This window comes from Neobacillus sp. NRS-1170 (genome assembly GCF_050468025.1).
In genome coordinates this window covers 12910-28531 of the sequence record NZ_JBITPF010000088.1, presented here as the reverse complement: position 1 = coordinate 28531, position 15622 = coordinate 12910, and the positions used below count along the sequence as shown (strand labels likewise).

Here is a 15622-nt window from a genome sequence, read left to right as displayed (position 1 = left end):
GGCATAAACAAAGGTTATATTGTAAAAGGCTCTACTATGAATTTGATAATTCCTTAATTTTTCCAACCCAATCCTTGAAACTTCCAAATTCACTGGAATTAAAGCCGAAATGCGCCTTAATTAAGTTGATGGTTTCGCTTTCTTCGTTTTGAAACACTCCATCTGAATAGATTAGTTTAAAGAGCTCCGCTAACACGATATTTCGTGCGCGTTCCGTTTTGAATTTCTTGAGAATATCCTCCATTGCGAGGGCCTTTACTTGATAATCTTCAAGTCCTGTCTCGTTTTTGTATTTGTTGAGAATAGAAAATTCATATATAGATACATTTCCATCGATTGTGGCAATCAGGTGAGCCAGTTCAAGAAAAGCCTCTTTTTCCTCCTGATGTAGTTCTGCTAGAAACAATATTCAACTCTCCTTAAAATCTTTATCCTATTTATACGAACAAGAACGGTTTTGGTTTCAATTATATTCATTTTAAAGCACTTATCAAATTCATTAACCAATCATAACTTTCGTTAATTCTCTCAGCCAAAGGACCTCAGAATCAGATTGGGGATTCCGCCCATACATTTCCCTTGCTTTAAAAGCATGGACTTCCGTATAAATTTCTTTCATTTGGTCATACACCCATTGTTCTGTTCTAGGTACTGGAAACCAGCAAAAAATGTCCATGGTATTCAACTCATTCGTGACCATATGGATTCTTTCATAACTAATCGATTCCATCTTCAGGAAATCATTCTTTTCATAAAATCTTATTCGTTTTTCCGAGTCGGGATCTATAAGAGTAACTGGTTCAACCTCTAGGATGATTGCTTTTCCTTTTTGCTTCAATTGGTCAATAATCACACTTCCTCTCCCAGTTCCTCTGGTATTTCGAGCCACTAGTATATAATCTACGAAGATATAATCAGCCTTTTCAAAGTAAACTAATACATGGTCCTGGCTTTCCTCTACTTGGTAGATTCCTGGTTTTTCTTGGAAAAGGATTTCAAAGTGCTTTTTAGATTTCATTTCTTTTTCTGGAAAATAATCAGTCAATCTAGTATACCAGTCTCTCATCCTAATACCCCTTTGCCCGAATATTTGAAGATAAAATCATCAATTCTGATGTCTCCTCCATTTTAGTTACCCAGTGTAAATCTTTTGTTAAGCAAGCTTGAAGTGTTTGTACTATTTTTGTAAATCCGAAAATTACAATATTAAATTTTGCTACTATAGGGCTGTTAGGATCTTTTATATATTTCAAAAATGGGGAGAGTTAATTCAGATGAAACAGAACAAGGATAAATTAACGGCATTACTGGGCTGGAGCCTGCAGGCAATTGAAGCAATTGACAAAATGAATCGACCATTTTTGGTCGTTGGTCCACCTGAATTTCAAAGTTTTGCTGACTCCCATGGCATTCGGTTTGTCCCATGGGTATTCCGCCACTTAGAGGAACGGGCGGATGAACTCTATGAAAAATTAAAGGATCTTAATACAACAGTAGCAGTACCGATTTACGAAGAAACAGTTGAGTGGGCTGGTGCCATAAATGCAAGGCTCTGGAATAACCCGCGCATTTTCCATAAATCTCTGCTGCTCCGGGATAAAGGCTTGATGAAGCGTAAAGCACAACTTGCTGGAATCCGTGTGGGAGTCTTTGAAGAAGCAAACAACAAGGAAGATATCCGTTATTTCCTAAAAAGAATTAATGAAGCACTTTGCAATATAGATGAAGACGACTATGCCCCTATTCACGTTAAACCCTTTGATAAAGCCGGCACAGTAGGACATTACATGATTAGAAGAATAGAGGAGATTGACCAAATTGACGATTCAGAATTTCCTCTACTAATGGAAAGCCACCTGGAAGGTCAGGAGTTCTCTTGCGAGGCCTTTATCCATAATGGAAAGGTAAGGTTCCTAAATATTACTGAATATGTAAAGTTAGGACATTCCAACTTCGTACCAGCTTCTCCTTCACTTGAAAAATGGAGACCCCAAATCAAGGAAGCGATTGAGAAGCTTGTGGATGCCTTTGAAGTCAAACATGGCATTATTCATCCTGAGTTTTTCATTACTCAAGATGGGATCCTGAGTTTTGGCGAGGTAGCGAACCGTATTCCCGGCGGCCATATTTTTGAACATATTGAAAATGCATACGGGTTCAGCCCTTATCAAGGCCAGGTGCTTTGTTGTGACCCAGATACAACCGAAGAAGAAATTGCGGCATTTTTCCCTGAGGAAGTGGTATCCGCAAAAGGGTATTCTGGTAATCTCATGGTCTATCCTAATGTAAAAATCGTTGAAAAGCTGAATATACCTAATAATCTCAAAAACCATCCTTTTTTTGTAAACCATAATATGTTCATTCCTGTTACATCCAAAGTGGCAGAACGGGTAGGATTTGGTAATCATTATGGAACCATTTTCTTTTTTGGAGAAGATGCTGACGAAATGAGATCCATTTTGCAAGATTATGAAAAATATAATTTCTACCAATAAGAAGGGGCGAATATAAGGATGAGTACTGTGACGAAAAAGAAAAAAAGAATGGGTAAACAAACAGTAGCTTTAAAGGGTAAATTTGAAGATGCTTTATACAGGCTTGATCAGGCGAAACCATTCGCAAAAAGCCTCTATCAAACAGACGTGTACCAATTAGCGATCGAACTTTCTTACTCCTACGATGGAATGAATATACTTTTTGAAAATGCTCATCGTTTTGATAAGGCTGGTGTCTTCCTTGGAGGTCAATGGGAGGATCCAACTAAAATGCAGCCTCCACTCGTTGGCGGTTCATTGAGGTCTAAGCAGGGCGTCAATTCCATTATCGAATTGTTAAGTGAAATGAGAATGCTGGCCATTGCGAAAGGAAATTACATCCATGAGGGCCTGAGCAAAGAAGAAGCCAATGCCTTTTTAAATGAAGTCATGGCTTTGAATCTCGATCTTTTGTTCACACCAGAAACAGAAGAAGGCCGTATTTTAGAAGATCATACGATTCGGGCTCAAGGCTTATTCCAGTACTTGGGTGAACAGCTTTCTTTTCGAGCAATCGGTTATCAAATTGTACAGGAATTAGAACGCCTGTCTGTCCAGCGTCCTATTATGACAGGTCGCATATTAAGCATGATCAGCCTTTCTAAACAATTAATTAAAAGTGGTATTGATGAAAAAACGAGAGAAGCAGTTGAAAAATATATAGATGCCGCAAATGCTCCAACCCCTTTATGTAAGGATGCGGCCAATCAAAGAGAATATAGACTCAGACTAGAAAATGCCAATGAAGATGAGCTCGAGTCAGAAGTGAATATTTTCGCAAAATCGATGAAAGAAATAGGTCTAGTATCACCCTATCACCCCGTTCTTCTTCGGTTTCTTAACCGGAAGAGTCCTGATAAAGTCCAGGCAGCCCTTGATCTATCAGAAACAGGGATTGCGAGTTTCAACGCCAATCAACAACTGATCCATGACATCATCCAGATTTCGATTTATCCTGAAACACGTCAAGCTGTATATGGCCTTTCAAGAATGCTAAACCGAGGGGTGCTCACACAGGAACATGTACTTCCTGCCATTCGCCGTCTGTTTGATCTCCCTATTCATGCACAAGTACGCGAAGCACTTACAAAGTTTAAGGATGAACAAAGCGCGATCAGCCTAAACGGTCTTCTTATTGCTGGAGTTATGAGTATTCTTGGTCAGCCTCTTGGTGTCGGGCAAGGGAACAATCCAACTTGCCAGTCAGCTAGAGCCATTTCCCTCTGGAGTCAGCATGGAATCGGTCAACTGTTGGAATATATTGCTCGGGCAGCCCGTGACAATGATATAGATATGACATTTGAAGGAGAAACCATTCACTCAAGCCTCCTTATTGGAGGGGTAGCGGGGGAAATCGGGCAGGATTTGGATCCAATATCTATGGTTCTCGTACCACACCTGGATAAAATCTATAACGAAATGATGAAAAAAACACTGCTTCGCGGCGAGGACGGACATAAGTGGGTAAACCCGGAATTCTATGGTGCATGGATTCCAAAGGGCTTTATTAATGCGATTGATCAATTGACACTCTATGTAACAAACTACTCTGCTTTTGTTAAGTTATTCTATGCCACCCACCATCCTGATTATAATGAAGGCTATGAGATGATTTATCCGAATCCTGTTGGCATTCTCATCACAAACGTCCATGGGGAACTGCTCGGCCTGCATGCTGTATCTATTCAAAGAATTAAAAAAGACCAGCAGGGAAATGTTCGAATCTATTTTTACAATCCTAACAATGACAGCGGCCAGAATTGGGGGCAGGGCATTATTGCAAGTGTTTCAGGATTTGGCGAACTTGAAGGAGAAGCATCCCTTCCGTTTCACGAATTTGTATCGAGAATGTACGCCTACCACTATAACCCTTTCGAACAGGGTGACACCTATATGGTTGAACACAGTCTTGTTGAAGAAGTGGAAGCACTGGCAAGAGAAAGCTGGGGCAAAAATTATCAGTGGGTATGATTATATCATCCCTTTAAATTTAAGCATTTTTCGTTAGGATTAGTCGTTCTAGTTACTTTCATAATCCGATAGAGTCATACTTATTTGCCAAATTACTCGATTTACTTATTTAAATATGATTTATTAGCGGATTTCTTAAGTTTATCAGCGAATTCGACCACTTTATCAGCGAATCTGTCTACTTTATCAGCGAATTTTTCGATTTTATCAGCGAATCAAAAAGGCAGCCATTTTTTAGAACAGTGATTGACCAGTTCGGGGAGGATCGTAATGAATGTATCTATAATCGGCACTACTGGATATGGCGGCGGTGAACTCTTTCGCATTTTACATCACCACCCTGTCTTTCGTATTCAATCCGTGCATACGACAAGAGATGAGATTCCATTAGACCAAGAGTTTCCACATATGAGTGGAATTACAAACTTAAAACTTGAGCATATCGATACGGAAGAAATAGCGAAGCATTCGGATATCGTTTTTATTGCCGCTCCTTCAGGTGTATCCAGTAAGCTTGTTCCAGCCTTCGCGGAAACAGGAATTCAAATTATCGACTTATCCGGGGACCTCCGGCTTACTGATGGCGAAGTGTATAGAAAGTGGTATAAACACGAACCTGTTGAAAGCCGTTTATTAGAAAAAGCCGTTTATGGGTTGAGCGAATGGAATAAAGAAAAAATAATGGATGCCAAATTAATCGCGAATCCTGGCTGTTATCCAACAGCCACGCTTTTGGGTCTTGCATCAGTGGTAAAAGAGAGACTGATTACCCCTGATATGATCATCATCGATGCAAAATCCGGCGCCTCTGGAGCGGGAAGATCTGTAACTAAAAGTCTATTATTCTCGGAAATCAATGAAAATTTTCGAATTTATAAAGTAAACGAGCACCAGCATATTCCTGAAATCCAACAGCAGTTGAATCTTTGGGATGCAGAAGTTGCACCAATTACTTTCAACACCCATTTGCTGCCAATCACAAGAGGGATCATGGCTACAATCTATGTCCAGCTTAAAGAAAATTTGCATACTGATAGACTCATTGAATTATATAAGGAACAGTATTTATTGAGTCGGTTTGTAAGGATCAGGCCAAAAGGCAATTTCCCATCCGTTAAGGAAGTAGCAGGATCGAATTTTTGTGATATTGGGTTGCAAGTTGACGAAAGAACTGGAAGATTAACGATCGTTTCTGTCATCGATAATCTTATGAAAGGTGCTGCCGGACAGGCGGTTCAAAATGCCAATTTAATGAATGGATTAAATGAAAAAACGGGATTAGAGTTTGTACCCGTGTATCCTTAAGGAGCCCGGAATTTTTAATGTAAAAGCATAACCTTTAACTTCAACTCATACAAAATGGAGGATTTGGAATGCAAACACTGTTACAGGATAAAATCGTTGAAATTGAGAATGGAAATATATTGTCACCACAAGGCTTTACAGCAGCAGGAGTCCATGCCGGCCTTCGTTTTGCTAAAAAGGACTTAGGGGTTATTATTAGTGAAATTCCGGCTTCAGCTGCAGCAGTTTATACCACAAATCAATTCCAAGCCGCTCCTTTAATAGTAACTCGAGAAAGCATTGAGAATGAAGGTCTCTTACAGGCTATTGTTGTTAACAGTGCCTGTGCCAATGCTTGTACTGGAGTAAGAGGTTACAAGGATGCATTAAAAATGCGCTCCTTAACATCTGAACAGTTCAACCTGAAAGAAACGTATGTGGCAGTTGCTTCGACAGGTGTCATTGGTCAGTTCTTGGATATGGATAAAATCGAAAACGGCATTCAATTATTATCACCAGGTACTGAAAGCAGTGATGCATTAGACTTTCAAACTGCTATTCTCACAACCGATATCGTGAGGAAAAGCTGCGGTTACTCAAGCACCATTGATGGTAAAACCATTACAATTGGCGGAGCGGCCAAAGGATCGGGCATGATTCATCCAAATATGGCTACCATGCTTGGTTTCTTAACGACCGATGCCGCTATCTCGCCTGGTCATTTATCGACAGCCTTAAAACAGGTAACCAACTATACATTTAACCAAATTACCGTGGACGGAGATACCTCTACTAACGATATGGTTCTCGTAATGGCGAATGGGCTGGCAGAGAATGATCCGTTAACTCCTGAGCATCCTGAATGGGAGACATTTGTTGAGCTTTTAACAAAGGCTTGTGAAAATTTAGCCAAGCAAATTGCCACGGATGGTGAAGGAGCTACAAAGTTAGTGGAGGTTGAGGTATTAGGGGCAAGGGATCCTGAGGAAGCAAGATTTGTTGCCAAACAAATTGTTGGGTCAAATTTAGTCAAAACAGCCATATTTGGAGCGGATGCCAACTGGGGACGCATCATTGGCGCAATTGGACAGACAAAAGCGGCGATTAACCCTTATACAGTCGATATTGCCATCGGCCGGATCCAGATGCTGGAAAACAGTGTACCATGTGTGTTTTCAGAGGACGAAGCTCGCGATTATTTGAATCAGCCATTTATTAAGATTTTGGTCGATCTGCATGTGGGGAAAGGTACCGGCAAAGCCTGGGGCTGTGACCTATCCTATGACTATGTCAAAATCAATGCAAGCTATCGGACGTAAGGATTGGTGAATTAGGGATGAGATATATTGTTATCAAATGCGGCGGCAGTGTGTTGGACGAGTTGACATCCTCTTTTTTCACAAGTCTTTCCGAATTGCAGAACCTCGGGTTTAAACTGGTCTTCGTCCATGGCGGAGGTCCAGATATTAATGAAATGCTCGAATTATTCAAGGTAGAACCGCAATTTTTAAATGGGCTGCGTAAAACGGATGAGCAGACACTAAAAATTGCTGAAATTGTACTATCAGGCCATACGAACAGAAAGCTGGTGGAAATGCTCCAACAGTACAACTTCAATGCAATCGGCATCCATGGAAGCGATGGATATTGTTTACAAGCTGATTATATAAACCGAGAAGAGCTTGGGTATGTTGGCGAAATCATAAAAGTGAATATACAAATCTTTCATCTAGCCATGAATGGAAGCTACATTCCAGTCGTTACCCCAATCGGCATTACGGAGGACGGCCAAAAACTAAACATTAATGCAGATTATGCGGCAGCAGAGGTGGCAAAGGCCCTTCATGCAGAACAATGCCTATTTGTTACCAATGTGGATGGAGTATTCATTGAGGGTTCTTTAGCGAGCAGCCTTTCGAAAGAAGAGGTCAACACCTATATTACAAAAGGTGAAATTTGCGGCGGGATGATTCCGAAAGTTCAATCAGCGCTTAATGCTGTAGAAACCGGCATTGAAAGCGTCATGATTGTTTCCGGTAAAAAAGCATTTTTTGAAAATGGAAAATGGAACGGTACGAGAATTTTTCAAAAGGAGCCGATTACAAAATGAGTCACTTATTCCCTACCTATTCACGCTGGGAGATTGAACCTGAAATTACCGGCGGCAGTATGATGATAGATAAAAATGGAAAAAGTTATCTTGATTTCACTTCAGGGATAGGGGTCTGTAATCTTGGACACCGCCCCAAAAATGTTGAAGAAGCCGTACTTAAACAGCTCAATCAATATTGGCACGTTTCGAATCTATTCCAAGACAGCACCCAAGAGACAGCCGCAAAAATGCTTGCTGAAGCTTCCGGGCTGGATCGGGTTTTCTTTGCCAATAGCGGGGCCGAAGCAAACGAAGCAGCGATTAAGCTGGCACGTAAAGCTACAGGAAAAACGAAAATCATCACCTTTAAAGATTCCTTTCACGGACGCACCTTTGCAGCAATGTCAGCAACCGGCCAAGATAAAATAAAGCACGGTTTTGGGCCCATGCTCGAAACATTTGTATATGTTCCATACAATGATATCGAAGCCATAAAAAAAGAAATCGGAAATGATGCTGCCGCAGTTATGATTGAGGTCATACAGGGTGAAGGCGGCATCCATGTTGGGAATAAGGAATTTTTACTGGTTGTCCAAGAACTTTGTAAACAGTACGGTGCACTATTAATCATTGATGAAATCCAAACAGGAATTGGCCGAACAGGGAAACCGTTCGCCTTCCAGCACTTTGACCTAGACCCAGATCTCATTACATCAGCGAAAGGATTAGGAAGCGGATTTCCGATCGGCGCTGTAATTGGGAAGGAAAAACTTGCACCATATTTTGGTACGGGAAGCCACGGCTCGACCTTCGGCGGAAACCCTGTCTCGATAGCAGCAGCTATTGCTACGATGGAGACTATATTTAAAAAGGAATTTTTAGATGAGGTAGTTGATAAAAGTGAGTTTTTCTTTAAGCAGCTGCATAATTTAAAACACTTAAGCACGATCCTGGAGATAAGAGGACTTGGGTTGATGGCCGGAATCGAATGCACAATACCCGTAACGACACTTTTAGCCAAGCTTCAAAATATAGGGCTTATCGCATTGCCAGCCGGCGAGAAGGTCATTCGGTTATTACCACCGCTGACTGTATCAAAAGCACAATTGGAAAATGGAGTTAACATGATTAAAGAAATTCTTGAAAAAGAAACATTCACCCATAATGAAGATGAAAGGTTAGTAAAATATTAATAAGCCCTAAAATTCATATGACACGAAATATCATTTCGTGGTCCTTTTTTTGCATTAATGCACGGGGGTTTTCTTATCGCCCCCCTGCCCATCTCCTAAGGGCTGTGTCAAACAAAAAAAGAAGATTTAATATTTGAAATATCAAATATTATGTGTTAAATTAATCTAATAAAAACTTTAATTTAAAGAATATTCATAATATTAAACAACCATCTCTCCTTGCAATTTAACTTTCCTCAGTTCACCTGGTAACTTTAGCTGAATCACCATCTCTTCTTTGTCGATCGCTGCATTTTTTCAACTAATAAGTAATTCTCTTTCATTATAGCCAATACGATACTGTAAAGGAAATTTTCTGGAAAGGAAATGGACATATGGGACTTTTTCTGTTTACTTCAGAGAATTCTTTTCAAAAAGCTCTTAAGCAGCTATCGCAAACTTCTACCCTAAATAAGAGTTTATTTCAACAAGCCGTTCTTAGAGAAGCTGCTGCCCTTCTCACAGAACCGAATGGAATAGCCATGATGTATAAATATGCGCATCTCTTTGATGAAGCTGGGCTGTTTGCCGGAAAGCCATGGGAGAATGTCCGCAAGCTCAACCCCGTTCTTGTTAGAGGCACCCTCCATGCCGGTGGTGATGCTTCAGCAGCCGAGGCATTAAGCGAACTTAGAATTCTCGCCATTGCCAGAGGTGAATATGTGCATCCGGAAATGTCGGCGCATGAAGCAACTGAATTTTTATCGAAGGTTATGGCTTTAAACTTGGATCTGCTGATAATGAAGGAGACCGAAGAAAATCGAGTCATCCAGCTTCACAAGGATAAACAAGCGTCAGAAATATTAAGATTTATCTCAGACCACTGTTTTTCGCCGCTTGTTTTTCAAAGCCTTTATCAGGAAATCGATAATCTTGCCGTCCAAAGACCCATTGTTACAAACAAAATCCTGAAATTGATTGACAGCGCAAAAAGATTAGCCGGCTCTATTGATAGAGCAGATTCAAGCCTATCTCATTACGAAAATGCCGTATATTCTCCCGCGGATATGGCGGCAGCATCAACTATTAAAAATTATGAAAATAAACTGAGAGCCAGTAATGATTTATTACTAATCCGGGAAGCCAGCCAGCTGCGGGCTTCTATGAAACAATCTGGGCTTGTTTCCCCGTTCCACGCGTTATTTTTAACCTATATAAATAAGGAAAAAACAGATTTGCTTCAGAGTATACTGTGTGTGGACGACACTTCCAAGGAAAACCTGCGTTTGAATCTGCCTATTATTTCTTCTCTCATCCACTCTGCCATTACAATCAAAACAAGAAGGAGCATTTATGGTTTATTACGCCTTCTACAGAGAGATATATTTACGAGAGAATTCATCAGTGAAATCGAAAGGCTTTTACAAGTGCCTCTTCATGATAAGATTAAAAACACGCTTACAGCCGTTCATAAAATAACAGATGTAGATAGACTTCGTTCCCTCCTAGTTTCGGAAGTGATAAGCATTTTAGGGCAGCCGCTGGGGATTGGCCAAGGGTTTAACCCGACATGTCAATCGACTAGAGCCCTCAGCTATTGGTCACAAAAAGAGCCTGTCATGCTGCTCTCAATGTTTAATGAATTTCTGGAAAAAGGGGAAATCACCATTAATTTTGAAGGAAGAATCATTTCTTCTGATACACTCCCGCATATTTATCTGAGTGATCAGGACAATATTGATACTGTATCGTTACTCTTAATTCCACATCTTGATTCTATCTATTTTGAAATGTTAAATTCCGCCAAAGGACGCGAGAGTGATCCCCATAAATGGATCAATCCCTCTTTTCATTTAAAAGGAATATGGACAGAGTTTTCAGATGCATTCAGTGACTTAGAGTTTAAATCCAAATTCCGCCAACACTATCACCCGTCAAACAATCCAAACGTCAATGAAGGCCTCCCTCAGCCAGCCGGAATAACTATTTACAACCATTCTGGTCAAGCGCTTGGAGCCCATGCAATACTTATTCAAAGAGTGGAGCCAGACTCAGAGGGCTGTATTCGCGTTTATTTTTACAACCCGAATAATGACAGTCTTCAAGTGTGGGGGAACTCCATTAGAACAAGCGTTACCGGTAATGGTGAATATGAAGGTGAGTCATCTCTTTCATTTGATGACTTCCTGCACTGCTTATATGCTTTTCATTTTCCAAAGCAGGATTGATGGATTTTAATAATAATCGAGCATCTTCTGATAGAGAAGATGCCTATTTCTGTTTCAGAAGCGCCGTTCAGGCTTGTTTTTTGTTGCAAAATACCCTGTAAGTCAAAATAAATCCGAAATGATAAGAACGGTCTACCCGTCTAGGGTACACCGTATACTTACAGATAAAATAACTATTTGTGATATGACTTGTTAAGTGGACCGAAGGCTCAGGTGACAGTTTCTTCTCCTTAAAAGGATGGTGAATAAAATTCATTTCAATCCATCTCCTCTTATAGCTTTCTATTAATCAATAATCTGAATAAGAATCTTTGCAATTTCACTATTTTCCATTCTGCCGCTAAACAAATGTCTATTTAGACCATATGCATAAATGGGAACATCCTCTCCCGTATGCCCTTTCGTTGTCCAGCCCGTGCTGGAATAATGATTGATGATGTTAATAAGTGCCTGCTTTGTATCTTCAACTTGCAATTCCAACGTTGTCTGAATGGTTTTCAAGTCCGCTTCATGTATTGTAAAGTGCATATGATGCTTTAAAGTCTCCACATCTTTTGTTTCATGCAATCGTGCAGCAATAACGGAGGGGGTGGAGGTAATCGATTTTATTACACTAGGATTCCACCTATAATTATCATTACGATCGATGCTCATCCCTCCGGTTGAGTGATCAGCTGTCGCAATGACAATCGTATCATCACGATTTAAGGCAAACTTGACCGCCTCTTTAAAAGCCGCCTCAAAGTCTTTTACCTCGCTCATTGCCCCCACGATATCATTGTCATGACCCGCCCAATCAATTTGACTTCCTTCTACTAAAAGAAAAAAACCATTTTGATTTTGCTGTAAGCGCTGAAGGGCAGCTTTTGTCATTTGGGCAAGAGATGGAACAGAGGATTTTCGATCAATCTGTTTAGGCAGCTCAATCGGAGCAAACAAGCCCAACACCTGCTGGGTTTTATTGGCTAAAAGCTCTTGTATATTTGTCACATATCCAAATTGATTTTTTACAAACTCTTCTACTAAATTTCGATCTTTTCGGACGAAATATGAAGTTCCTCCTCCGAGCATCACATCAATTTTCTGTTTGCCTTCTATTCGTTCGTCCAGATAGTCATCGGCAATTTGGTCATATCGATCTCTCGATTCAATATGCGAGGCAAAGGCTGCCAATGTTGCGTGATTGATCTGGCTTGTTCCTACAAGACCAGTAGATTTTCCACGAAATTTAGCATATTCCAAAACGGTTGGAACGGTTTGTTTATTAATGTTTAAACCAAGAGCCCCGTTAATGGTTTTATATCCAGTTGATAATGCTGTACCAGCGGCTGCGGAATCCGTAATATTACTTTCAGTATCTAATGAATAGGTTGATTGGGTGCCGACAAAGAATTGGTCAAATATTGTCGGTTTCATTAGTCCTTGTTGAGAATCATGATTAAAATAACGAAGGCCGGTGGTATAGGAAAAACCCATTCCATCGCCGATGAGGAAGATTACATTTTTTACTTTTCGGGTCCCGATGTATTTCACAAAAGGACTAAATGGATTTAATCGAGAATCATGCTGCTGAACGGTGGAATTTAACATCATAATCAACACCTTTCAGGTATGAATTTAACTTTCCTTTACTACGGATGACACTCCTTTTATAACATAAAAAAAGGTAAAACAAATACGTAATACAATACTTTTACGAAAAATCAAAAGATTCTTAACAATGAGGTTATTTTTATTAATAAACCAAATCTTTACAAGAAATTAACAGTATCTCAAGAAGAATAACTACATTTATCAAATACAATAAAGGGGAATTTATCATTTGGAGTAAAAGGGGAATATGTATATGAGAATTGCTATTTTCACTGATACCTTCCATCCGGACATCAATGGGGTTGCGCGGACGCTGAAACATTTTACCAACTACTTAGATGAGCAAAACATTACATACAAAGTCTTTGCACCGGATTCTCGTTCAAACGAATATATTTCTGCTCATATTTCACGCTTTAAAAGCTTCTCTTTTTTCTTATATCCGGAGTGCCGGCTCGCATTTCCCAACCTCTTTCGCATCAAAACTGAATTAGAAGATTTTTCACCAGATATCATCCATGTTGCTACACCTTTTAACATGGGACTTTGCGGTGTCCACCTTGCCAAAAAACTCAATATTCCACTTGTCGGTTCCTACCACACGGACTTTGATTATTACTTGCAATTTTATGACCTTCAAATTCTTTCAAAACTCCTTTGGAAATACATGAAATGGTTCCATAAACCCTTCAGAAAATTATTTGTCCCATCTAATGAAACGTTTACTGAACTCAAACGTCATGGATTTACTAATTTAGAAATTTGTCCGGGCGGAGTCGATTGCCAACTTTTTCACCCCTATTACGAAAAGCAGACAATTCGTGAGCAATTGGGGATTTCAAAAAAGTACCTTCTTACCTATGTAGGCCGGTTAGCACCAGAAAAAGATGTGAAAACACTTCTAACTGTTGCTAAAGCTCTGCCTTTGGGGATGCATGAACGAATTCAATGGTACGTTGTTGGAGACGGTCCACTAAGGGAAGAACTTCAAAAAGATGCACCTTCTAACATGACATTTACAGGATATTTAACAGGAGAACGATTAGCGGAAATCTACTCGGCATCAGACTTATTTGTATTCCCTTCTCCTACTGAAACCTTTGGAAATGTCGTGATTGAAGCACTTGCAAGTGGTACACCCGCTATAACCGCCAATTCCGGTGGTGTAAAAAATATTATTAAGTCAGGGGTAACAGGCTATTTGTGTGAAACGGGCAATGAAGCGGAGTTTGTTAATGCCATTTTGAAGCTATTAGAAAATGATAACCTTCGAAGTCAATTAGGGATAGAGGGAAGAAATTATGCACTGACACAAAGCTGGGATAAGATCTTTTCCGCATTACTTTGGCATTATAGGAGCGTTGTTGAGGAACCTAAGATACCAAAATACGCTTGATTATTACTTCGAGAAGGTATAAACAATCAACAAACTAAAGGAGTGAGATCGAGTGGATACGTTTTCTCATATTGTGATGGGCTTAGGTATTGGGGCTCTGGCTCAAATAGACCCTGTAGTTGCTGAAAATCATCTCTTAACACAAGCAGTCGTTTTAGGTGCAGTTATTGGTTCCAATGCACCTGATTTTGACATTCTTTATCGATTGAAGGGAAAGGGAAGCTATTTCAGAAATCATAGAGGCCTGTCACATTCACTTCCTGCTCTTCCTTTATGGGGCATCATGGTGTCAGGCTTACTCTATCCATTCTTTGGTGGACCAGGATTTCTCCATTTATTTTTATGGACTTTTTTGGCGGTTATTTTACATGTGCTGTTTGATTTATTCAATGTGCACGGAACGCAAATCTTGATGCCATTTTCCCAAAAATGGATTGCCCTTGATGCGCTCCCTTTAATGGACCCCTCTATTCTATTGCTCCATATTCTAGGGTTTTGTTTACTTTTAATTTATCAATCAGGAATAACCTTTTTAATCATATATGTATTTATACTTTTATACCTGGCGCTAAGAACTTTTTCAACATCAGCAGCAAAAAAACATTTACAGGAACACTTTATTAGGGCAGTCCGTATCAAGTTAATTCCCTGTATAGCCCCATTTAAATGGAATATTATCATCGAAACAGATGCGGATTTCTTATTTGGTGTATATTCAGATAATAACCTTGCCATTGAACATACTCTTTCCAAAAAAATCGATTTTCCAGTATTGGTTTCAGATAGTACAAATAACCAGTCTGTTTCGGACTTTCTCTCCGGTACAACATTCGCATATCCATTTGTTGTTGTTAAAAAGAACGGATATTTAGTCTTTTGGAATGATCTCCGTTTTCGAACAAAAAAATTTTTTCCTAACCTTGCAATCATGTTTATTTCCTCTGACTTCAAAAGTAAGAATAGCTATATCGGTAAGATAAACACGTTAAAGCAATACAAAAAAGTGTTACGAAGCTTAACGAATTCCACTTCATCTATTAAGTAAAATCGAAATGGACATCTTTAGATTCTGAAGATGTCTATTTTGATTTATTACTGATTGGTGATGAATGTTCATTTGACAAGCATAGGGAGAAATATTATTTCACCTCATTGAATATATATCACATATGTTAAAAAACAATTTCACTGGAAAGGGGCAAATGAGTTATGGAGTATTGCATTTCTTGTGGAATGGAATTGTCGATTATGGAGAGGAATAGGGCTGAATGCTGGGAGTGCAGGGATACGACCACGGAAGCTTATGAGGAGGAAGAGTAGATTTCCATGCGCCAACATAATGAATTAGGTAT

12 protein-coding genes are annotated in these 15622 nt (G+C 39.7%); 9 read left to right on the top strand and 3 right to left on the bottom strand.

The genetic code is table 11. The annotated features are described in order from the left end of the window. Window positions 1-34: 34 nt before the first annotated feature. The gene (locus tag ACIFOT_RS29295; RefSeq protein ID WP_430071572.1) at window positions 35-406 is read right to left on the bottom strand and encodes a hypothetical protein; all 372 of its coding nucleotides are present in this window, start codon (window positions 404-406) and stop codon (window positions 35-37) included. A gap of 93 nt (window positions 407-499) precedes the next feature. Continuing rightward, window positions 500-1066, bottom strand: coding sequence for a GNAT family N-acetyltransferase (locus ACIFOT_RS29290; protein ID WP_430071570.1), 567 nt, complete (start codon window positions 1064-1066; stop codon window positions 500-502). Window positions 1067-1274: 208 nt separating this feature from the next. On the opposite strand from ACIFOT_RS29290, the gene ACIFOT_RS29285 reads away from it, so the two are divergent. The 7 genes from ACIFOT_RS29285 to ACIFOT_RS29255 all read left to right on the top strand — a co-directional run bounded on the left by ACIFOT_RS29285 (window position 1275) and on the right by ACIFOT_RS29255 (window position 11281). Continuing rightward, window positions 1275-2495 carry an ATP-grasp domain-containing protein gene (locus ACIFOT_RS29285; RefSeq protein WP_430071568.1) on the top strand — a complete coding sequence of 407 codons (1221 nt, stop codon included), beginning with the start codon at window positions 1275-1277 and terminating at the stop codon, window positions 2493-2495. 18 nt (window positions 2496-2513) lie between these two features. Next, the gene (locus tag ACIFOT_RS29280; RefSeq protein ID WP_430071565.1) at window positions 2514-4505 is read left to right on the top strand and encodes a hypothetical protein; all 1992 of its coding nucleotides are present in this window, start codon (window positions 2514-2516) and stop codon (window positions 4503-4505) included. Window positions 4506-4775: 270 nt separating this feature from the next. Then, window positions 4776-5810, top strand: a complete 1035-nt coding sequence (gene argC / locus ACIFOT_RS29275) for an N-acetyl-gamma-glutamyl-phosphate reductase (protein WP_430071563.1) — start codon at window positions 4776-4778, stop codon at window positions 5808-5810. Window positions 5811-5878: 68 nt separating this feature from the next. After that, entirely contained in the window at window positions 5879-7108 is a 1230-nt protein-coding gene (argJ, locus tag ACIFOT_RS29270; RefSeq protein ID WP_430071560.1) for a bifunctional ornithine acetyltransferase/N-acetylglutamate synthase, read from the top strand. A 17-nt stretch (window positions 7109-7125) separates the two neighbouring features. After that, on the top strand, window positions 7126-7899 hold the full coding sequence (gene argB, locus ACIFOT_RS29265) for an acetylglutamate kinase (protein WP_430071557.1): 774 nt from the start codon (window positions 7126-7128) through the stop codon (window positions 7897-7899). After that, a complete protein-coding gene (locus ACIFOT_RS29260) occupies window positions 7896-9074 on the top strand; it encodes an acetylornithine transaminase (protein ID WP_430071555.1) in 1179 nt (392 codons plus the stop codon). The genes argB and ACIFOT_RS29260 overlap by 4 nt, the downstream gene beginning before the upstream one ends. Before the next feature lie 374 nt (window positions 9075-9448). After that, the gene (locus ACIFOT_RS29255) at window positions 9449-11281 is read left to right on the top strand and encodes a hypothetical protein (RefSeq protein ID WP_430071552.1); all 1833 of its coding nucleotides are present in this window, start codon (window positions 9449-9451) and stop codon (window positions 11279-11281) included. A gap of 285 nt (window positions 11282-11566) precedes the next feature. On the opposite strand, the gene ACIFOT_RS29250 is transcribed toward ACIFOT_RS29255, so the two are convergent. Beyond that, window positions 11567-12874 carry an alkaline phosphatase gene (locus tag ACIFOT_RS29250; RefSeq protein ID WP_430071549.1) on the bottom strand — a complete coding sequence of 436 codons (1308 nt, stop codon included), beginning with the start codon at window positions 12872-12874 and terminating at the stop codon, window positions 11567-11569. Window positions 12875-13127: 253 nt separating this feature from the next. On the opposite strand from ACIFOT_RS29250, the gene ACIFOT_RS29245 reads away from it, so the two are divergent. Beyond that, on the top strand, window positions 13128-14270 hold the full coding sequence (locus ACIFOT_RS29245) for a glycosyltransferase family 4 protein (protein WP_430071546.1): 1143 nt from the start codon (window positions 13128-13130) through the stop codon (window positions 14268-14270). Between the two features lie 52 nt (window positions 14271-14322). Further along, window positions 14323-15315: a metal-dependent hydrolase gene (locus ACIFOT_RS29240; protein WP_430071544.1), complete on the top strand. Its 993-nt coding sequence runs from the start codon at window positions 14323-14325 to the stop codon at window positions 15313-15315. The last annotated feature ends 307 nt before the right edge of the window (window positions 15316-15622 follow it).